18 protein-coding genes and 1 pseudogene are annotated in these 21,659 nt (G+C 56.3%); 17 read left to right on the forward strand and 2 right to left on the reverse strand.

The features are described from left to right. The 8 genes and pseudogenes from QZT71_RS04740 to QZT71_RS04775 all read left to right on the forward strand — a co-directional run. A pseudogene (locus QZT71_RS04740) lies at nt 1-410 on the forward strand (quinone-dependent dihydroorotate dehydrogenase); the annotation flags it as partial. Between the two features lie 15 nt (nt 411-425). Next, nucleotides 426-1,667, forward strand: coding sequence for a competence/damage-inducible protein A (locus tag QZT71_RS04745; RefSeq protein ID WP_295913187.1), 1,242 nt, complete (start codon nt 426-428; stop codon nt 1,665-1,667). 18 nt (nt 1,668-1,685) lie between these two features. Beyond that, nucleotides 1,686-2,231, forward strand: coding sequence for a CinA family protein (locus QZT71_RS04750; RefSeq protein WP_295913189.1), 546 nt, complete (start codon nt 1,686-1,688; stop codon nt 2,229-2,231). A 73-nt stretch (nt 2,232-2,304) separates the two neighbouring features. Beyond that, nucleotides 2,305-4,224: a HAMP domain-containing sensor histidine kinase gene (locus QZT71_RS04755; protein ID WP_295913191.1), complete on the forward strand. Its 1,920-nt coding sequence runs from the start codon at nt 2,305-2,307 to the stop codon at nt 4,222-4,224. A gap of 126 nt (nt 4,225-4,350) precedes the next feature. Continuing rightward, nucleotides 4,351-4,584 (forward strand): 50S ribosomal protein L28, encoded by a 234-nt coding sequence (rpmB, locus tag QZT71_RS04760; RefSeq protein ID WP_022062508.1) that lies wholly within the window; start codon nt 4,351-4,353, stop codon nt 4,582-4,584. A 16-nt stretch (nt 4,585-4,600) separates the two neighbouring features. Further along, on the forward strand, nt 4,601-4,783 hold the full coding sequence (gene rpmG, locus QZT71_RS04765; protein ID WP_009596501.1) for a 50S ribosomal protein L33: 183 nt from the start codon (nt 4,601-4,603) through the stop codon (nt 4,781-4,783). A 12-nt stretch (nt 4,784-4,795) separates the two neighbouring features. Then, nucleotides 4,796-4,954: a DUF4295 domain-containing protein gene (locus tag QZT71_RS04770; protein ID WP_009596369.1), complete on the forward strand. Its 159-nt coding sequence runs from the start codon at nt 4,796-4,798 to the stop codon at nt 4,952-4,954. A gap of 143 nt (nt 4,955-5,097) precedes the next feature. Further along, nucleotides 5,098-7,104, forward strand: a complete 2,007-nt coding sequence (locus tag QZT71_RS04775) for a glycosyltransferase (protein WP_295913207.1) — start codon at nt 5,098-5,100, stop codon at nt 7,102-7,104. A 76-nt stretch (nt 7,105-7,180) separates the two neighbouring features. Here QZT71_RS04775 and QZT71_RS04780 read toward each other — a convergent pair whose 3' ends face one another. Further along, complete coding sequence (locus QZT71_RS04780; RefSeq protein ID WP_295913209.1) at nt 7,181-8,092, reverse strand: hypothetical protein; 912 nt, start codon at nt 8,090-8,092, stop codon at nt 7,181-7,183. A gap of 82 nt (nt 8,093-8,174) precedes the next feature. Here QZT71_RS04780 and ftsY point away from each other — a divergent pair, with 82 nt between their 5' ends. The 9 genes from ftsY (at nt 8,175) to rny (ending at nt 20,138) form a co-directional block, all read left to right on the forward strand. Continuing rightward, on the forward strand, nt 8,175-9,176 hold the full coding sequence (gene ftsY / locus QZT71_RS04785) for a signal recognition particle-docking protein FtsY (RefSeq protein ID WP_295913212.1): 1,002 nt from the start codon (nt 8,175-8,177) through the stop codon (nt 9,174-9,176). 366 nt (nt 9,177-9,542) lie between these two features. Next, complete coding sequence (locus tag QZT71_RS04790) at nt 9,543-12,752, forward strand: TonB-dependent receptor (RefSeq protein ID WP_295913215.1); 3,210 nt, start codon at nt 9,543-9,545, stop codon at nt 12,750-12,752. A 21-nt stretch (nt 12,753-12,773) separates the two neighbouring features. Further along, nucleotides 12,774-14,387: a RagB/SusD family nutrient uptake outer membrane protein gene (locus QZT71_RS04795; RefSeq protein WP_295913217.1), complete on the forward strand. Its 1,614-nt coding sequence runs from the start codon at nt 12,774-12,776 to the stop codon at nt 14,385-14,387. Between the two features lie 25 nt (nt 14,388-14,412). Further along, nucleotides 14,413-15,249: an endonuclease/exonuclease/phosphatase family protein gene (locus QZT71_RS04800; RefSeq protein WP_295913219.1), complete on the forward strand. Its 837-nt coding sequence runs from the start codon at nt 14,413-14,415 to the stop codon at nt 15,247-15,249. Nucleotides 15,250-15,279: 30 nt separating this feature from the next. Then, complete coding sequence (locus QZT71_RS04805) at nt 15,280-16,122, forward strand: hypothetical protein (RefSeq protein WP_295913220.1); 843 nt, start codon at nt 15,280-15,282, stop codon at nt 16,120-16,122. Nucleotides 16,123-16,226: 104 nt separating this feature from the next. Further along, nucleotides 16,227-17,525, forward strand: coding sequence for a 30S ribosomal protein S12 methylthiotransferase RimO (gene rimO / locus QZT71_RS04810; protein WP_295913222.1), 1,299 nt, complete (start codon nt 16,227-16,229; stop codon nt 17,523-17,525). A gap of 64 nt (nt 17,526-17,589) precedes the next feature. Continuing rightward, on the forward strand, nt 17,590-17,883 hold the full coding sequence (locus tag QZT71_RS04815; protein WP_295913223.1) for a hypothetical protein: 294 nt from the start codon (nt 17,590-17,592) through the stop codon (nt 17,881-17,883). Between the two features lie 84 nt (nt 17,884-17,967). Further along, on the forward strand, nt 17,968-18,267 hold the full coding sequence (locus QZT71_RS04820; RefSeq protein WP_295913225.1) for a cell division protein ZapA: 300 nt from the start codon (nt 17,968-17,970) through the stop codon (nt 18,265-18,267). Nucleotides 18,268-18,590: 323 nt separating this feature from the next. Next, nucleotides 18,591-20,138, forward strand: coding sequence for a ribonuclease Y (gene rny / locus QZT71_RS04825; protein WP_295913227.1), 1,548 nt, complete (start codon nt 18,591-18,593; stop codon nt 20,136-20,138). 268 nt (nt 20,139-20,406) lie between these two features. Here rny and QZT71_RS04830 read toward each other — a convergent pair whose 3' ends face one another. After that, nucleotides 20,407-21,294 (reverse strand): AraC family transcriptional regulator, encoded by an 888-nt coding sequence (locus QZT71_RS04830; protein ID WP_295913230.1) that lies wholly within the window; start codon nt 21,292-21,294, stop codon nt 20,407-20,409. Nucleotides 21,295-21,659 lie beyond the last annotated feature (365 nt).

Genomic DNA, 21,659 nt, shown 5'->3' on the forward strand with positions numbered 1-21,659 from the left:
CGCTCACCCGCCGGGCCGTGGAGGTCGTACGCCGCATCCACACCCGCTCGGGCGGCAACTTCCCGATTATCGGCGTCGGTGGCATGATGACCCCCGACGACGTCAAGGCAATGCTCGACGCCGGGGCCGATCTGGTGCAACTCTACACCGGATACATCTACAACGGCCCGGGACTGGTGCGGGACATCTGCCGCACACTGGTCGCCGAGGCAGAGGCAAAAGCCGCCCGGGAAGCCGCAGCCGCGGCAAAAGAGGCCCAAGCTGCTGCGAGTGCCGCAGCCAAACAGGACAAAGCAGCCGCAGAACAGCAAACCGCAGAAACCGCCACACAGGCGGCGGAATCCCCGGCCACGGAAGAGGCCGCGACACCCGGCACGGAACCGGACGAAACGGCACATCCCGCATCCTGACCTTTTGATAACGCCATGAAAGCAACGATCATTACCATCGGCGATGAAATACTCATCGGCCAGATCGTGGATACGAACTCCGTATCCATCGCCCGGCACCTCAACGCCGCAGGCATCGTCGTACACGAAAAGGTTTCGATCGGCGACGAGCGCGGGCAAATCGTCGGAAGTATCGAACGCGCCCTCGCGAACTCGAACGTCGTGATTATCACCGGCGGCCTCGGCCCCACCAAGGACGACATCACCAAAAAGACGCTGGCCGAAATGTTCGGCTGCGAACTCGTCCCCGACAAAACCGTCGCCGACCACGTGAAACGCATGCTGGAAAGCCGCGGCATCGAATTCAACGAGCTCAACCGCGGGCAGGCCATGGTACCCGCCTGCTGCACGGTGCTGTTCAACGCCCACGGCACGGCGCCGGGCATGTGGTTCGAACAGGGCGGCAAGGTGGTCGTATCGCTGCCGGGCGTACCCTACGAAATGGAACACCTGATGCAGGACGAGGTGATGCCGCGCCTGAAAGCCCACTTCGAACTGCGGCAAATCGTACACCGCACGATGATTACCGCAGGGCTGCCCGAGTCGATGCTCGCCGAAAAAATCGAAGCGTGGGAAAGCGCCCTGCCCCCGTACCTGAAACTGGCCTACCTCCCCAATCCGGGAGCCGTGCGGCTGCGGCTGTCGGCCTACGAGGTCGAAGGCGCGAGCGTTTCGAAGGAAATCGAGCGGCAGTTCGAAGCCCTGCGCAAAATCATCCCCCACAACATCATCGGGTACGAAACGGCCACGATGCAGGAGTTGGTGCACAAACTGCTCACCGAGCGGGGGCTGACCCTGGCCACTGCGGAAAGCTGCACGGGAGGCGCCATCGCATCGCGCTTCACGGCCATGCCGGGTGCATCGGCCTACTTCCTCTGCGGCGTGGTTTCGTACAGCAACGCCTCGAAACACGACGTGCTGGGAGTCGACCCCGACGCCATCGCACGCCACGGCGCCGTCAGCGAACAGGTCGCCCGCCAGATGGCCGAAGGTGCGCGCCGTATCGCGGGAGCGGATTACGCCATCGCCACCACCGGCATCGCAGGGCCCGCGGGAGGCTCCCCCGAAAAGCCCGTGGGCACGGTCTGGATTGCCGTCGCAAGCCCGCACCGCACGACCGCCATTCTGAAACAGTGCGGCTCCGACCGGGGACAGATTATCGACCGCGCGAGTGCATTCGCAATCAGCCTGCTGCGCGACGAACTCAACGGGAAATAGCCACTCACCACTCTCCATATGAACAGAATCATAGCCTCGACCGCAATCGCACTCCTCACCCTGACTGCCTGCAGCAGCCGGGCTCCGGAAAAACGGGTGCACCGAATCCTCACGGAGCGCATACAAACCCTCGCCATTGCGGAAAGCTGCACGGGAGGCACGCTCGCCGCACGTTTCACGGCCATGCCGGGCGCATCGGCCTATTTCAAATGCGGCGCCGTGGCATACAGCCTCGACGCCAAACAGCACCTGCTGCAAATCAGCTGCGACACGATTGCCCGCTATGGCGCGGTCAGCGAACAGGTCGTACGCATGATGGCCGAGGGCGTACGCCGCACGTCTAATTCGCACTACGCCATCGCCACGACAGGTATCGCAGGCCCCACGGGCGGAACGCCCGAATATCCCGTCGGATCGGTGTGGATTGCCGTCAGCTCGCCGCTGCACACCACCTCGCGGCTGCTTCACCTCAAAGGCAACCGCCGGCAAATCATACGGCAGGCCGGCACCGCCGCTATCGAGTTGCTCGAGCAGGAACTGCTCGCGGCACAACCGGCTAAATAGTGTAAGATTGCGGCGAAATTGCTTGCTTATCTAAACAATTTCGCTTATTTTTGCACCAATTCAGCCCAAAATGATGAAAAAAGCATTTATTTTGTCGGTATTGCTCGTCTTGGCATTCTCCACGGTCCATGCGCAGAACGAAACCTACAAAAAAGTCGACAGCACACTTTACGCCTACTACCGGTGGTGCAACAACAACATCCGCGATTCGCTCGTCCTGCTCAAAGCCGACACCCTATTCCGGCTCTCGGCCGAAAAACACGACACCCGCATGCAGGCCGTTTCGTTGAGTTTCAAGGCCGATCACTACTATTTCAATAACAACCTCGACTCACTCAAGGCGTGGATTCCCCGCGTTCAGGAGTTCGCCCGCAAGAACGAGCAGCTCAAATATTACTATTTCACCTGGGGGCGGCTCATCCTCTACTACACCAAGCATACCCAGTATACGCTGGCCCAATACGAATTGGAGCGGTACATGGAGCAGGCCGAAAAGGACGACTACAAACCCGCCATCGCCGAAGCCTACAAACAGCTGGGACATATCTACCGCACGCGGGGCCTTAAAAACGTCGCGGCGGAATATTACGGCAAAGCCATCGATTTCATCATCCGGAACGACCTCGACAGCTTCTCGCTTTCGAACCTCTACTCGGAGATGGCCTCCATGCTGATAGACGACCAACGGTATGCGGAAGCCGCCGCCGCAATCGAAAAGGGCAAAGCCTGCATTCCCCTGCCGGAATACATCTGGTCGCTCAAGCTCAAAGAAACGCTCCTGCTGGCCAAGACAGGCCATATCGACGAAGCAAAGGCCCTGTTCAGGGAGGTGCGGAAAGGACACGGGGGCTACCTCACGGAAACGAGCCTGCGCGAAACGCAGTTGGCCGTCTACAACTGCTCGCACGAGTACGGCAAGGCGATGGCGGCAATCGACACCTTGATCGAACTATTCGTAGAAGCCGGATACAAGGAGTCGTACTTCGCCACTCTCTATGAAAACCGGGCGGCAATCAATGCCGCGACGGGTAAATTCGAAGCCGCATACCGCGATTTGCTCCACTATATCGACGTCTACCGCCGGAAAGCCAGCGCCGACAACGAGAAGACCCTCGGGGAGTTTGCCACGCTGCTGGACGTCAGCCGGCTGGACAAGGAGAAAGCGGAGCTGGAACAGCAGGCGCAGGCGGAACGCCTGCACCGCATGCAGCTGGGCACCATCGGTCTGGGAATCATTCTGTTGCTGGCCGCGGTGTTCATCGGGTTCATGACGCTCATGAACCGCCGCCTCGCCCGTGCAAAGCGGGCTGCGGAAGAGGGCAGCCGCATGAAAGGCATCTTCATCCGCAACATAACGCACGAAATCAACACGCCGCTCAACGCCATCGTGGGATTCGCCGAACTGGCAGCGGCGGCGGACAGTCCCGATCCTGCCGAACGGCAGTCCTACATCAACATCATCCAGGAAAACAGCGGATACCTGCAAAAACTCGTAGACGACGTGCTCTACATCGCCGGGCTCGAATCCTCGGATACCCCGCCCGCCATGGGGCCGACCGACATCAACGCCTGCTGCCTGCAATGCATCAAAAACGTAAAGTTCAGCAATTCGCGGGAAATCGACATCCGGTTCCTTCCCGCACAGGAGAAGTTCCAGGTACACACCTCGTGCCTGCTGCTCTCGAAAGCCATCACCGAACTGCTCCGCAACGCCGTACGTTTTGCCGCCGACGGCCGGATCACACTCGCGTATACCCTCTCCGAGCAGAACCGGCAAATCGTCTTCTCGGTAACCGACACCGGCCCGGGCGTTCCGGCATCCGAGGCCGGGCACATTTTCGAGCGTTTCGTCAAACTCGATCCCTTCTCGCAGGGCATGGGCCTCGGGCTGGCCGTATGCCGGCTGATCGCCTCCGCATTGGGCGGCAAAGCGGAACTCGATACGACCTATACGGCAGGGGCACGTTTCACGCTTACGATACCCCTGCGTTAATCACTGGTTATCAACATAATAATCGGCGCACAAGAAAATTAATGCGAATTCTTAATTTTTAATTCTTAATTTTTACGTATATTTGCACTCCCTTACGGGAATAACAATCAAATTACCGAAAACAAAATGAAAGTTTGCGAAATCACAGGCAAGGTCGCGATCGTGGGCAACAACGTATCCCACTCGCACCACAAGACCAAACGCAAATTCAGTCCCAATCTGAAAACCAAGCGTTTCTGGTCTGAACAGGAGGGCCGCTGGATTACCCTGAAAGTATCGGCAGCCGGCATGAAAACAATCAACAAGAAAGGTCTTGCAGCCGCTCTGCGTGAGGCTGCCGCACCCAAGTCCGTTTACTAAAACACCGAAGTAACAAATGGCAAAGAAAGGCAACAGAGTTCAGGTCATCCTCGAATGCACCGAACAGAAAGAGAGCGGAGTTCCGGGAATGTCCCGTTACATCACGACAAAAAACAAAAAGAACACCCCCGACCGTCTGGAGCGTAAAAAGTACAATCCGTTTCTGAAAAAGGTCACCGTTCACCGTGAAATTAAATAGTTTTGAAGCTCTATGGCAAAGAAAGTAGTCGCAACACTGAAAACCGGCACGGGTAAGAACTTTACGAAGTGCATCAAGATGGTCAAGTCGGACAAGACCGGTGCTTACATGTTCAAGGAAGGCATCATTCCCAACGACCAGGTCAAGGAATTCTTCGAAGAGAAGAAATAGTATTTTAAGAGCGATCTTAAATACAAAGGGCATCCGAACGGGTGCCCTTTGTGTGTTTAACAGGCCGACCATTTGATATACGGCGGAAAATCCATATCTTTGGACAACCAAACGACCTCATTCAATAATTGTCCGCAGAAAAAATGCAGAATCAGCAACGAATAGCCATCGCCTTTACGGTCAACGACTCCTATGCCCAGCACTGTTGCGTCGCAATGGTTTCGGCACTGGAAAACAACAAATCCGAACAGCTCGACATTTACATATTCACCGATTATTTTTCGGAGGAAAACCGGCAGCTATTCGAGCAAACGGTAAAACGCTACGGCGACAAACAACGGCTCACGTTCGTGACCGTCGAAGACAGCGCCCTGAAAAAGCTGCGGCTAAACATCGGCTACATCACCCACCATACCTACTACAGGCTGCTGCTGCCGGAATTGCTGCCGGAGCTGGACCGGGTGTTGTACCTCGATTCCGACCTGGTCGTCGACGGGCCCCTGCGGCAGTTATGGGAAACGCCCCTCGACGGATATTACGGCGCAGGGGTCAAAGACACGTGGATCGACCGGAAAAACTACAAATTCCAGGTGGGAATGCACCGGGAGGATCTCTACATAAACGCCGGCGTCATCCTGATGAACCTCTACCTGATGCGCAAGGACGGAATCGCCGACCTGCTGATGAAAACGGCCGTCGAAAAGGGACAGCTGTTCGAGTACCAGGATCAAGATGTAATAAACACGACGCTGAAAGGACGGATACGGCCGCTTCCCGGAATCTACAATTATGCGGCAACCGACGACAAGCTCGGCACGGTAAAAGCCCCGGTAATCATCCACTACAACGGAGATGTAAAACCCTGGGCCCTCAAACGCAGGTGCCACAATACGAAAACGTCCCGTTATTTCACCTACCTGCGGCTCACGCCCTACCGGAAATTCCTGTCGACTTATATCAAATGTCATATAGTGCGGGCCCTCAAAAAAATCGTGGGGGGGGGTTCTGATCCCTCCCGAATCCGGGTTGCACTGGTTATCGACGAATATTTCGGGGCCTGCGGCACGGCGTACGGCGGTTATGGATTTCTGGCCCGCAATTACATCGCCCGCTATCTGCCCGACACCAATATTTCAATCGACGTACTGCTCTCGAACTATTCGCGCAGGAAATTCGCTTTTCATGCCCGGTGTGAAAAAGTCGAAGGGCGCAACGTAATCACGCCCCCGGGACGCTTTTTCGCCAAACGGTGGCTGAAAAGGAAAAACTACGACCTATACCTCACGATTGAACTGACGCACAACCTCCTCAAATACGAACGGCGAAACAAACCGATTATCCACTGGATACAGGATCCCCGTCCATGGAGCGAGTGGCAGGAGATACACACGGTGAAGTTGTTCCCTGAAAAATCCTACTGGGATTCGGGGCTCTACGACACCGTGCACAAACTGTACAACAAAGGGCTGGTCACATTCGTGTCGCAAGGGTACTTCCTCAACGACAAGGCCAGGCAATTATACCGGCTTCCTTACGACGCCCCCATCGCCTATATGCCCAACCCGATCGACATCGATTACGAATTCGACCCGCTGCATTACCAGAAAAAGAACCACATCCTGTTTATCGGTCGCATCGAATCCGTAAAGCGCGGCTGGCTTTTCTGCGAAATAGCCAGGCAGATGCCCCAATACGAATTTTTCATGCTGGGACAGACTTACTGGGAAAAATCGGAGAACGAGAAAGTCATGGCCGGCTACCACGACATTCCCAACCTCCATTTCACAGGGCACGTGGAAGGTGAAGAAAAAATGAAATATATCCGGGAGGCCAAGATACTGGTCAACACCTCGATTCACGAGGCGCTGCCGATCACGTTCCTCGAAGCGCTCGCTTACGGAACCCTGCTCGTCAGTTGCCGGAATCCGGAAGACCTGACCTCGAAATTCGGCCGATACGTAGGCCCCGTACTCGGCGACGGATTCGACAAAGTCCCGCTTTTCGTCGACGCCATCGAAGAGTTAATCAACGACGAGGAATTACGCCGGGAACTCTCCTGCAAGGCAGTCGAATACATCCGGGAGGTGCATCCGGTGCACAAATTCCAGCGCGACATGAAAACACTGATACACAAGCTCGTGCATAAATAATGTATGTGAATCGACCAAACGGAAACGGTGTAACCCCTCGCGGGATTACACCGTTTTATCGTCCCGGCGTGCCTTGTCAGAACTTATGCACGGCACGCACGAGGAACTTATTGTACTTGGGAATGTCGATGACATAGGGAGGCTCGATGCCCATGTGCGTCGTATAGGCCTCTTTCTCATTTTTTTCGGTCGAGGAGAAATAGTAGACCAAACGATCCATCCGTTCGCCGCCGTTATCCTTGAGGGCATTGTTGAACTTGTTGCGTGCCTGGCGGTTGGACTGCAGGCGCGCGCCGCCGTTGTAATTATGGCCGATCGTCAGCATCTCGTCGATGGCGGGCAGGTACCACCCCTCGCCCTTCTCGCGGCACCATTTGAAAGCCGGGAAATCGTCCCACGAAAGGTTGTTACCGGCGATATAGGCCGCTACTTTCTCCATATTTACGGCACCGTCGGCCCGGTCGTCGGCACCTACGACCCGCAGGTCGGGTTTGCGGAACGAACTCCAATGCAGGTAACGCTCGTCGAGCGAAATGATCAGTCCGTGCTGGCGATCCTCCGTAAGCATGCAGACCACGCCCTTGACACCGTTCTGGTTATAGAGTTCGCCGATTTCGTACTCCTTGGCCACATACTGCACGGGAGCCGCCGGTGCAGTGGAGGCAGCAACCGGAGCGGCGGTTGCAGGGGCAACAGCAGGCTCTACGGGAACGGCAGGCGTCAGCGGAGTGGCCGGAATAGTTTCGGAAGCCTTGAAAACCTCCTTTTCCCCGTTGGCATACTGGATATAGCTGATATCGGCGACAGGCACCACGTAGGTCGGCCCGTCGGGATTCGAGAAGCGTTTGTAGCGCACGGCATCGGGCGTTATCTCGGTTACTTTCGCTTCGACTTTCGTAGCATCGGTCTTGACAATCAGGTCTTGGGCCGTCGCGGCAAGTACACCGCAGAATGCTGCCAGAAGCAGCAGGATTGTTTTCTTCATCATCGTTGGAAATGTATATAGCGCAAATATAACGTTTTTTTCCAAACTTTCTTATTATCTTTGTCCGGATATATAGATATTAGGTATGGCATTTTTCGATATTTTCAAAAAGAAACAGGATAACGCCGCCGCGCAGGCTCCCGAAGCGCACAAACAGCAGCAGGACGAGCTCAACGCCGGGCTGGAAAAGACCAAGACGGGCCTCTTCTCGAAACTGGCGCGCGCCGTGGCAGGCCGCTCGACGGTCGACGCCGGCGTTTTGGACGACCTGGAGGAGGTGCTGATCTCCTCGGACGTAGGCGTCGAAACGACCGTAAAAATCATCCGCCGCATCGAAGAGCGCGTGGCGCGCGACAAATACATGAACACCTCGGAGCTGCAATCCATCCTGCGTGAAGAGGTCACGGCGCTGATGGAAGAGTCGCACGGCTCCGAAAAGCATTTCGGGCTCGACGCCAAAGAGGGCGAGCCCTATGTCGTAATGGTCGTCGGTGTCAACGGCGCCGGTAAGACCACCACCATCGGCAAACTCGCGGCCCAGCTCACCAAAGCCGGCCGGAAAGTCTGGATCGGCGCAGCCGATACGTTCCGCGCCGCGGCCATCGACCAGCTCAAGGTCTGGGCCGAGCGCGCCGGAGCCACGATGATCCGTCAGGAGATGGGCTCCGATCCGGCCTCGGTCGCATTCGACACGCTCACCTCGGCCAAGGCCAACGGCGCCGACGTGGTGCTAATCGACACGGCGGGCCGCCTGCACAACAAAGTGAACCTGATGAACGAGCTGACCAAAATCCGCAACGTCATGGGCAAGGTCATCCCCGGGGCACCGCACGAGGTGATGCTCGTACTGGACGGCTCGACCGGCCAGAACGCTTTCGAGCAGGCGCGGCAGTTCACGCAGGCAACGCAGGTGACGTCGCTCACCATCACCAAACTCGACGGCACGGCCAAAGGCGGCGTAGTCATCGGCATCAGCGACCAGTTCCACATTCCGGTACGTTACATCGGCATCGGCGAGGGCATCGACCAGCTGCGCATTTTCGACCGCAGGGAGTTTGTCCACGCCTTGTTCGGCGACGAAAAATAACACCGCATTTCCCCGGGCAAACGACACCGGAGTATCCCGGAAAAGAGATAAACGGCACACCTTTATTATAATATAAGTATACGACCGCAGGCGACAGGCACCGAAATGGTGCCTGTCGCTTTTTTGTGCCCGTACGTCCCGGACTACCCGATTGCGGCAATCAATTATACGCAATTTGAGGATTCAAATACGCAAACCACGCCCACCAAGAACTCCGATATACATAATTTTGAATATCAAATTTCCACATACCGTAAATAGACTGCAAAAGCCGTCTGATATTTTAATTTATTTTAATAATATCAAAACCCAAACAAGAGGAAAAACAAGCCTCTGTACACAATAACCAATATTAACCTTAACTCTATGGAAATGAATTTGACTACTTCGGAGAAGAAAAGGGGAATCGTCCGCTTTCTTCTGATGAGTTTGCTGCTGTGCTTACTCATTCATCCGGCCCAAGCGCAGGAGCGCGTCACGGTTACGGGACGCCTGATCGATTCGGGCCAGCTACCGCTCATCGGTGCTTCGGTCATAGAACAAGGAACCACCAACGGCGTCACGACCGACGCGGAGGGCCGTTACCAGATCTCCGTAAACGGCGACGCCACGCTTACGTTCTCGTTCATCGGCTACAAGCCCCAGAGCGTATCCGTCATGAACCGCACCGAAATCAACATCACGCTGGAAGAGGACGCCACCATGATCGGTGAAGTCGTAGCCATCGGTTACGGCTCGCAGCGCAAGGAAGACCTCTCGATGGCCGTGACGACCATCAAGCTCGACGAAGCCGCCAAGAGCCGTTCCTCCGATTTGGCGACGATGCTCCAGGGCCGTATGCCGGGCGTCACCATCCAGAAAAGCGGCGACCCGATGAAACCGGCTTCGTTCACCATCCGCGGACGCGGTTCGAAAGGCAACGACGAAGGCACCGACCGCGGCCATGACGGCCCGACCTCGGGCGACGGCGTGCTGGTGGTAGTGGACGGCGTACCCAATGCCCCCTACATGGTCGAGGACATCGAAACCATCACGGTGCTGAAAGACGCGGCATCCGCCGCCATTTACGGCGCATCGGTAGGTTCGAGCGGTGTTATCCTCATCACGACCAAACAGGCGCAGAGCGGCAAGATGCGTGTCGACGTGAATATCTCGCTCGGCTTCGAAAAGGTGACCAACCTGCCGAAAATGCTTACGGCCGAGCAGTACAACCGGGTTTGGGCAAAAGCCGTCGAGAACGATCCCGGCAAGCAGCTGCCGAGCGCGGCCAATCCCGAACTGTATCCCTGGGGCAACGTTACGCGCACAGACTGGCTCGATGAAATTTTCCAGACCGGCTTCACCCAGCATTACGCCGCGACCGTTTCGGGCGGCAGCGAAAAGATGCAGTCCATCCTCTCTTTCTCCTACGACAAAAAAGAGGGCGTCCTGCTCAACACGTTCAGCGAAAGCTACAACGGTAAATTCCAGACCGATCTGAAACTGACCAACTGGCTCAAGATTTCGGAAAGGGCTTCGTTCGTCGTTTCCAATGGACAGGGTAACGTAGACACGGGCCACCAGGGCCCGATCATGGGTGCCGTATGGTATCCCCGTGCCGCCTCCGTATACGAAATGAACGAAGACGGCAGCTATGCCCTCGACGACAAGGGCAACAGATACTTCGGCGGTACGAGTCCCAAATGGGCCGACGTAAACGGCACCCCGCTGCTGTACAACCCGGTAGCCTACCTCGAGCGGCTTCACCGGAAATACCCCGAATACAAGATGTTCACGACCACTTCGGTCGAAATCAAGCCCATCTCCTCGCTGACCATCAAATCGGACTTTACAGCCGACCTGCGCTACAAGGAGTCCGACGAATACTATCCCGAAATGACGGAGCGCGGACTTACGCGCGACGACAACCACCGCGAGCAATTCATCGACCGGGACAACCACTGGCTGTCGGAAACAATCGTCACGTGGGCACAGGTGTTCGGCCGGCACCATATCAGCGCCATGGCCGGATTTACCGCCGACTTCCGAAAATCACAGACGCGGGAAATCTACACGCGCGGCTACTCGCCTTCGGTCGACATCAACCACTCGACCTGGAACGAAGCCAGCGAATGGACGCCCACTCCGAAAGAAACCATTTTCGAATATACCATGGCCTCGTTCCTGGGCCGGGTAGGCTATTCGTTCGACGACCGCTATTTCGTCGTGGGTAGCATCCGCCGCGACGCATCGTCGAAACTGCCCCTGACCAAACAGTACGACTGGTTCCCGTCGGTTTCCGGTTCGTGGAAACTCTCTTCGGAAAAATTCTTCCAGAAAGCAGGCCTGGACAACGTATTCGACCTGATCAAATTCCGCGCAGGCTGGGGACGCGTCGGCAATGTGGACCTCTATCCGCGCAACGTCGGACAGGTAGACGTACTGACTTATCGGTATCCGGTAATCTTCGGCCAGGGCCTCGACCAGCTGCTGGACGGTAAATACCTCTCCACGATCCCCAACCTGAACGCCCGTTGGGAAACGACCGAACAGACCAGCGTGGGCCTCGACCTGACCATGTTCAAAAACAAACTGGACATCAGCGTCGACTACTACCACAAGGTCACCAAAGACCTCATCGACTACATCCCGACGCCCGAACAGATCGGCGTGGCCGATCCCCCGCTGGGCAACATGGGTAACGTATTGAACAAAGGCTGGGAGTTCTCGGTCAACTACAACGGCAACGCCGCCCAGGGCAAGCTCAACTACAACGTATGGGGTATGTTCTCGACCAACAAAGGCTATGTCCGTGAATACGGCGTTCGCCAGGGCCCCGTCATGCACGAAAACCCCAATCTGAACAGCAACGCCCTGCTTTACTCCGATGCAGGTCAGCCGTGGTATTCGTTTATGGTTTACCGCACGGCAGGCATCTTCCGCTCGCAGGACGAAATCGACAAGTACATCTACAAGAACCCCGAAACCGGCGAAGCGAAGCTGCTGATGCCCGATGCCAAAGTCGGCGACCTGATCTTCGTCGACACCAACAACGACGGTGTGATTAACGACTCGGACAAAACGTTCGCAGGTTCCTACACCCCGAAAAACACCTTCTCGTTCGGCGGCTCGCTCAACTGGAAAGGCTTCGACTTCAGCTTCTTCTTCCAGGGCGTAACCGGCAACAAGATTTACAACGGCCTGCAGCAGATGGCCATGAACGGCCGAAACGACTACGGCAACCTCATGACCGAAGTGCTGGACACCTGGGATTTCAATCCGCAGAACAGCAAGCATCCCCGCCTGGGCATCACTTCGGACACGAACGGCAACTATGTCAAATTCTCGGATCACTTCCTTGAGGACGGCGACTACCTCCGCCTGAAAAACATTACGCTGGGCTACACGCTTCCCAAGAGCATCAGCCGCTATGTAGGACTCGAGAACGGCTCCCTGCGCGTCTACATGAGCATCGACAACCTATGCACGATCACGGGCTACTCGGGCGTGGATCCCGAAGTCGGAAACTACGGCATCGACCGCGGCGTTTACCCGGTTTCGCGTTTCTTCAACTTCGGCGTGAATATCAACTTCTAACCAACACAAACTACAAAAGCGATGAAAAAGATATTAATAATAGCAGCCAGCCTTTTTGCATGCAGTTCGCTCCTGCCGGGCTGTGACGACTTCCTCGACACCAAAAAATACGGTGCCCCGACGGATTGGCAAACCCAGGAAGACGTACAATACGCAATCAACGCACTTTTCTCTTTCAACACGAACGATTCGGAAGGCGTTACCGGCCGCGGTATCACGTGGTTCGAGTGCTGCAGCGACGACATGACCGTAGGCCGTCCGCAGGGCGAGGCCGAAGACATCCGCAACTTCCGCATGTCGCCCAGCAACGGCCGCGACGTGAAGAACAACTGGAAAATCATGTACGAGGTAAACGCCAAGGCCAACAACATCATCAAGGTCGTTCCCACGATGAACCTCGACGAGGCGTTCAAAACCAAGGCGACCGGCATCGGCTATTTCTTCCGCGGATTCGCCATGCTCTGGATTGCGCCCTATTACGGCGACAACGGCCCTAACGGAGGCATTCCGATTATCCTCGACACGACCGAACCGGCGGCCATGGACAGCCCGCGTCCCGCATCGGTGCTGCAGAACTACGACCAGATTATCAGCGACATGCGCATAGCCGGCGAGCGCCTGCCCCTCTTCTCGCAGTTGGCCCCGACGGAATACGGCCTGCCGCACAAAGCCGCAGCCTGGGCCTTCGCGGCACGCGCAGCCCTCTATGCAGCGCAGTACGACGCCAAATATTACGACGTAGTCATCGAAATGTGCAACAATGTGATGAACCTGACGGGGGCGGACAAGCGCGAGTTGTTCGACGACGGCACGGACAATGCCTTTGCCAACCTCTGGCGCAAGCAGCAGAATTTCGGCAGCGAATATATCTTCTCGCTGCTGGGCAGCGCTGTCGACGGCCCGAAATTCCACGGCATGTCGTTCCAGAACGGCGGTTGGAACCTGTACAACCACTGGGGATATTTCCAGCCCACGCTCTCCCTGTGGGAGGCATTCGAGGCGGGCGATATCCGTCGTGACGCAACGATTCTCTATCCCGGCCAGACCATCAAGTTCATGGGACGCGAGATCGTCTTCGGAAGCCGCTCCTACTCCATCGCATCGGACACGGGCATGACCTTCCGCAAGTTCCTCTCCCCGTGGGAAGAGGCGGACTGCAAGGGAAAAGACGTGAACACCAACGGCGACAATGCCAGCAACACGCTCGGCACCTGCCTGATCCGCTTCGCAGACGTACTGCTGATGAAAGCCGAGGCCCTGATCTGGAAAAACGGCGAGGGCGATGCCGAGGCCAAACAGCTGCTCAACCGTATCCGCAAACGCGCACGCCTCCCGGAAAACAGCCCGGCGACGAAAGCCGAACTGAAGAACCAGCGCCGCTGCGAACTCGCATTCGAGTTCATGCCGAGCCGCCACCTCGACATGATTCGCTGGGGCGATGCCAAAGAGGTTTATGCAAAACCGACGCAGCGCGTGAACTCGCACTGGGACGCCACGACCGAACAGGTCGTAATCGACGCCCCGACCAACTACGACAACGGACGTACGTTCGATCCTACGATCCACCAGGTTTTCCCGATTCCGGTAACCGCATTCAACGGCACGGTAAACCTGAAACAGAACATAGGGTATTAGTAAACCATCAAGACAATCATCGAATATGAAACTGTTGAAACATATTATCCGCGCAGGTCTTTTATGCGGCCTGCTCCTTACGACGGCTGCGGGAAAAGCACAATCCGTGCAGCTGAAAGTATTGGATTGGAACGTGCTGTCGTTCGAAATGACGGACAAGTCCAACCAAATCGACTTCATCATCGACGAATACGTCGCCCTGATCAAGGCGCAGAACCCCGATATCGTCTGCATCAACGAGCTCGAAACCGGCACCAGCCGCATGGGCAAGGAGAAACTCACCGAACTGGCCGCCCGCTTGGACATGTATCCCTACTTCATCATGTCCTACCCCAAAGACGTGGGCTTCTACGGCAACGGCATCCTCTCGAAATACCCGATTCTGAATTCGTTCTCGGCACAGTTCACATACAAGCATGCCAGCGGCGACGGGAACTACCAGTGGAATACCGGCAGCAATTACAACCGGTACGGCTACGACCAGCGCAGCATCGGCTATATCGACATCCTCGTACCGACCTCCGATTCCGACGGACAAATCGTACGCATCGCCTGTGCGCACTACGACCACGGCCCCAATGCCGCACGCACCCTGCAGTCCAACGAAACCGTGACCTACCTGGGACTGGACGACCCCGAATATCCGACGCTGCTGCTCGGCGATTTGAACACGAGTGCCAGCAGCCTGCCGGCCCTTACCGAGCGGGGCGACCATATCGGCGTGTCGTGGGTGGACCATATCTTCGGATTCCCCAAAGGGAAATGGACAAGCAGCGATTTCAAATCCCTCCCGTGTCCCAGTGCCGGCGGTGCATATCTTTCGGACCACAATCCGATTACGGCAACCATGGTACTCAAATAACCGATTGTTGAACCCACAAAAGTCGAAAACATGAAAAATGTAAATAAATATCTCGCAGCGCTCCTCGTACTCGCCCTGGCTGCACCGGTATTTACCGGATGTACCGACGACGACGAGTACTCGTTGAGCTCGATAAGCGCCAAACCGTCGGACAAATTCAATGCGACGATCCAGTTCGTAAGCCGCCTGAACGACGGGGCGCTGGTGACGAGCGACGCCGACTACACGGCGCTCAACAACTACATGGTCAACACGCTCAAAAGCCGCGAAGAGGCCTGGCTCACAATCTTCGACCGCTCGGACAACACGAACCTGTCGAAAGTGATGGAGGTTTCCCTCAACACGTACCGCTGGACATGGTTCGCCTTCAACGGGCTTACGAACCGGACGACCTACAAAGGCAGCACGCTCTTCTTCAACCAGCCCACCCGGCTGGTCAGGGCCACGGCGTCCGGCAAGGGCTGCTACGTCACGGGCTTCTCCCCGCTGATGGAGGGTACCCGCACGGATAAGGACGAAGCAGGCACCGTAACCGGCACCGTAGACATCGCCTACAACATCAATTTCCGCACGGTGCGCTTCGAAACGAACGAACAAATCGGCGCATTCGGCGGCGAGAACGGCACCATGAACAAGCTCAAGCGCGAAAACATGAACATGCTGATGATCGGCACCGTGAAGAACGACCTGTACGGCTCGCTGGAATCCGCCGTAAAGGGCACCGACGCGTCTTTCAACGTCTACAACATCGCGACCGGCAGCGCCTACACGATTTTCATGCTGGCCCAGGAACGTTTCTGGGATTTCACGAGCGTAAGCTCCACGTCGGTAGGCAACGGCATCGAAGCCTATGCCATAAACGTGATGTGGTAAACCTTTACCGGCTCCTTTTTGACAGCGGCGCACCGAAAGTGCGCCGCTCTTTTTTAGGATTATTCCGGGAATAATCCATACATTTGTGCGGAAATACGAAGCACATGAAAAAAATCAACGTCATAACGCTCGGCTGCTCGAAGAACACGGTCGACAGCGAGCACCTGATGGCACGGCTCGCAGCGGCAGGATACGAAGTCCTCTTCGACAGCGACCGCACGGACGCCAAAATCGTGGTCATCAACACCTGCGGCTTTATCGGCGACGCCAAGCAGGAGTCGATCGACATGATTCTGCGTGCGGCAGCGGCCAAGAACGCCGGGAAAATCGAACGCCTGTTCGTCGTCGGATGCCTCTCGGAACGCTATGCCGACGAACTGCGGGCCGAACTTCCCGAAGTGGACGACTTCTTCGGGGCGCGCACCTGGGACGGCATCGTCCGGGCGCTGGGCGCAGCCCAAGACCCGGCGCTGGCCACCGATCGCCTGCTCTCCACGCCCAAACACTACGCCTACCTGAAAATTTCGGAAGGCTGCAACTGGAAATGCGGCTACTGCGCCATCCCGCTCATCCGCGGCCCGCATGTATCCGTGCCGATGGAGGAGCTGGAGGAGGAGGTGCGCAAACTCGCGGCCGGCGGCGTAAAGGAGCTGATTGTCATCGCGCAGGATACGACCTATTACGGCCTCGACCTCTACGGGAAACGACGACTGGCCGAACTGCTGCGCCGCCTGTGCCGCATCGACGGCATCGAGTGGATACGCCTGCACTACGCCTATCCCACGGCTTTCCCCGACGATGTGATAGAAGCCATGGCCGAAGAGCCGAAAATCTGCAAATACCTCGATATTCCGTTCCAGCACATCTCCGACGCCCAGCTCGCGGCCATGCACCGCCGCCACACCAAAGCCGACGCCTATGCGCTAATCGGCAGGCTGCGGCAGGCGATTCCCGACCTGGCGCTGCGCACGACGCTGCTAATCGGCTATCCCGGCGAAACGGAGGCCGATTTCGCAGAACTCGAACAGTTCGTACGCGACGTGCGTTTCGAGCGGCTCGGGGTTTTCGCCTATTCCGAAGAGGAGGGCACCCGTTCGGCGCAAGAATTGCAGGACGATGTTCCGGAAGAGGTCAAGCAGCAGCGCGTCGAGCGCATCATGGCGCTCCAGAACAAAATCGCACTCGAAAACAACCTGCGCCGCGTAGGGCGCACCGAACGGGTGCTGATCGATTCGCGGCAGGGCGATTACTATGTCGGGCGCACGCAGTACGACTCGCCCGAAGTGGATCAGGAAATCCTGGTTCCGGCAGCCGGACGGCGCTTGCTGCGGGGACATTTTTACGAGATAAGCATCTGCGAAGCCGCCGACTACGACCTCTACGGTCGGGTGGCGGGGAAATAAAATTTGCTTTTTAGCGTTCCTTTTCGTACCTTTGAAATGTAAATCGGACTTTACCCGACCCCCAATGGCCGAAAAAAGCGTGATAACAAATATCGAGGCCCGCATCCGGCAGCTTATCGACGACCACAAAAGGTTGTCGGAATTGTGCGCGGAACTGACGGCGCAACGCGACAGCCTGAAAGCCGAAAACCGGACTTTGCAGGAGCGTATCCGCGAACTCGACGGCGAATTATCGCGTATGCAGCTGACCGAGGGACTGGCGGGCGAAAGCCGTAACCGGGAAAAAGCGCGGGCGCGCGTCAACCGTCTTATGCGGGAGGTCGACAAATGCATCGCGCTGCTCGGAAGGCCGCAATAAGGACAACACGGCGGACGGTATCCGCAACGCCGGGGCCCCAAGCCGCAGGATGCAGGAAAGAAGTAAGACAAACGAAACAAAGAGATGGCACAACAGGCGATAACCCTTAAAATAGCAGGCAAAAGCTATTCGCTCAACATCGAGCGTGAAAAAGAGGAGGTGTACCGCCTGGCCGAACGGGAGGTGAACAATTACCTCGCAGCGATAAAACAGAACAACTTCAAGAACTGGACAGACCAGGACTACCTGTCGATGGCGGCACTGAAATTCGCCATTGCACTCGTCGACATGCGGCAGAGCCGCGAAGTGGGCGACGACGATGTGAAACACCTGGGACGCCTCGGGGAGGAAATCGACGCTTACCTCAATACCCTGAAAGGGTAACGCAGGGAAGCCCGGCACCCGGCACGGCGAAACCGGGCACAGAGGTTCTTTAACATACGAAGGAAAAATCTACCCGCATAGATTCCTTACAGCTTTGCGAAACTGAACACTTTTTAAATTGGGGCAACTCACGGCGCTTCAAAATCAGGCCTTAACCCTTCGGGGTGTATGCTGCGGCGTACCGTTGGACGATTGCGATTGTCGGAGCCCCCACACGTGACTTATCTTGCAGATTCGTCAAACAAGAGTAAGGAATCCTATGCGGTTTTTTTTATGTACAACAACAAACCCTTATAATAACAACTCAAAACAGCAACAAAATCATGTATACTACCATTTTGGTTGCCTGCATCTCTGCCGTGGCCGGCATCGGGATCTACGCGGTGGTTACGAACCTCGTAGCCAAGACCTCGATCCGCAAGCGCCGCGAAGCCGCCGTCAAGGAGGCCGAAGCCGAAGGCGAGATGATTAAGAAGGAGAAAATCCTCCAGGCAAAAGAGAAGTTCATACAACTGAAAAGCGAATACGACCGGCAGGTCAACGAACGCAACCAGAAAATCGCCCAGAGCGAACAGCGGGCCAAGCAGATCGAAAGCAACCTGCAGAACCAGCAGCGCGACCTGGAAAACAAACTCCGGGAGAACGACCGCCTGAAAGAGCAGATGCAGAACCAACTGCAGATACTCGAGCACAAGAAAGACGAGGTCGATCAGATGATGCGCGAACAGAACGCACGCCTGGAGCAGATTTCGGGCATGAGTTCGGAGGATGCCAAAAACATCCTGATCGAAAACATGAAGGCCGAGGCCAAAACCGAGGCTGCCTCCTATGTCAACGAAACCATCGAGGAGGCGAAGATGACCGCCACGAAAGAGGCCAAGCGTATTATCGTAGCTTCGATTCAGCGTGTCGCGACCGAAACGGCCATTGAAAATGCCGTCACGGTATTCAACATCGAAAGCGACGAGGTCAAGGGCCGCATCATCGGCCGCGAGGGCCGCAACATCCGTGCACTGGAAGCTGCGACCGGCATCGAAATCATCGTCGACGACACCCCCGAAGCCATTATTTTGAGCGGATTCGACCCTGTGCGCCGCGAAATCGCCCGCCTGGCCCTGCACCAGTTGGTAACCGACGGCCGTATCCACCCGGCACGCATCGAGGAGGTCGTAGCCAAAGTCCAGAAGCAGATTGAGGAGGAGATTGTCGAAGTCGGCAAGCGCACCACAATCGATTTGGGCATCCACGGCCTGCATCCCGAACTGATTCGCATGATCGGTAAGATGAAGTACCGTTCGTCGTACGGCCAGAACCTGTTGCAGCATGCACGCGAAACCGCGAACCTCGCGGGCATCATGGCTGCGGAGCTGGGCCTGAACCCCAAAACGGCACGCCGCGCAGGCTTGCTGCACGACATCGGCAAGGTACCCGACGACGAACCGGAACTGCCGCACGCAATCATCGGCATGAAACTCGCCGAGAAGTACAAGGAGAAACCAGAAGTATGCAACGCCATCGGCGCCCACCACGACGAGGTGGAGATGACTTCGCTCATCGCCCCGATTATCCAGGTATGCGACGCGATTTCGGGTGCACGTCCCGGCGCACGCCGCGAAGTGGTCGAAAGCTACATCAAGCGCCTGAAAGAGATGGAGGACATCGCCCTCTCGTACCCCGGCGTGCTGAAAACCTATGCTATCCAGGCCGGCCGCGAACTGCGCGTAATCGTCGGCGCCGACAAGCTCTCGGATCAGGAGTCGGAGGGGCTGTCGCACGATATCGCCAAGAAGATTCAGGACGAAATGACCTATCCCGGACAGGTGAAAATCACCGTTATCCGCGAAACGCGGGCCGTATCGTACGCCAAATAACCGGACTGCAACCGAAAGGTCATCGCGGCCTTACCGATAAACAGTACTTTAAATCCCTCCCGGAACCGGGAGGGATTTTTTTGTCCGGCCAGGTGAAAATTTCCGTATCCGAGAAACCGGACTGCGCCACGTGCCAAACAGTCGGATTACGACAGGAAAGGTCATGCAGCCGCACCGGCACATTGAAAATCCCGCCTTTTATAAGGCGGGATATTTTAATATACGACAGAGCCCAACCGCGGCCCCCGGGAAATCCATCGGGCACAGACTATTTCCAACCGCTCATTTTCCGGAAATCGGACGGTGTAACCCCCTCCTTATGCTTGAAAAACGTGGAGAACTGCCCGGCATTCACGAATTTCAGGGCATAGGCAATCTCCGCGATATTCATATTCGTATTCGTCAGCAACTCCTTGGCTTTCAGCAACCGCTGTTGCAGTTGATACTGGGCCGGAGAGATCCCCGTATACTCCTTGAACATCTTCCGGAACCAGGAATAACCCACCCCGAGTTTACCGGCAATGGCTTCGACATCGAGCGGATTGTCCATGTCCCGCATCAACTCCCTCGCCGCATTCACCTTTTCCAGCACGAATGTATTCGCATACGAATTGTTCCGCTCCTTATAATAGACGGAACCCAGAATATGCAGTACGATACTCGAAATAATCTGCTGGCATCCCGCCTTCTCGGCAGACGCCAACTGGAGAACCTCTTCGTAAAGGCTCACGATTCCCGAACTTACCCCGATAACGTGCAGCGGATGCTCCCGCGCAAGAAACCTGTTTTCCACCCGGTCATCGATATACGGCCCCTTAAACCCGACCCAATACTCATCCCAGCCAGTTTCCGCATCCGGATGATAGCTGTGCCACTCCCCGGGAAAAAGCAGGATCATCGTACCGGCTTTCACATGCACCTCGGCACAGGATCGGGAAGAAAAGCGACCGAAGCCTTTGGTAATATACACCAGTTGATACTCGTTCAGCACCCTCCCTACTCGGGGCATGAAGTTATACTTATCCGGATGCGCGGAGAGGGGATACCTCGTTCCGGGCGGAATGAACTGGTAGCCGACCGTCGTCACGACAACACCCCACCGTTCGTCCTTGTCGCCGATGGTCAGATAACATAACTTGTCGCGCTCCTGCTGCATATCGGATTGGGTGGATAAATGCCACCTTTCATAAGCAAATATACTATTTTCTGCATAATAAACAGATTAAAACGGCAATAAGATTCTTATGACAGCGTCTTATTGCCGTTTTCGGAAGGAATATCCGCCTGTAACCGCACCGTTTTACGGGAAAGAACGAGCTGTTTCCGGACTCTGCAGCAATGCTATCAACAGCCGCATAGATACGACAAAAGGTCCGGGCCTCCCGGAATCCGAGTACGGCAGTCTGCAACCTCCGTGGCAAAAATACGGCAGGGGCGCGCCTATGCTGTACGAATTCGGACAAGGCTGCCCGTTCGCCCCAGGACTCTCCGGGCACCGGCACCGACAAGAATCGGCCACAG

The organism is uncultured Alistipes sp., assembly GCF_902388705.1.
Taxonomy (GTDB): domain Bacteria; phylum Bacteroidota; class Bacteroidia; order Bacteroidales; family Rikenellaceae; genus Alistipes.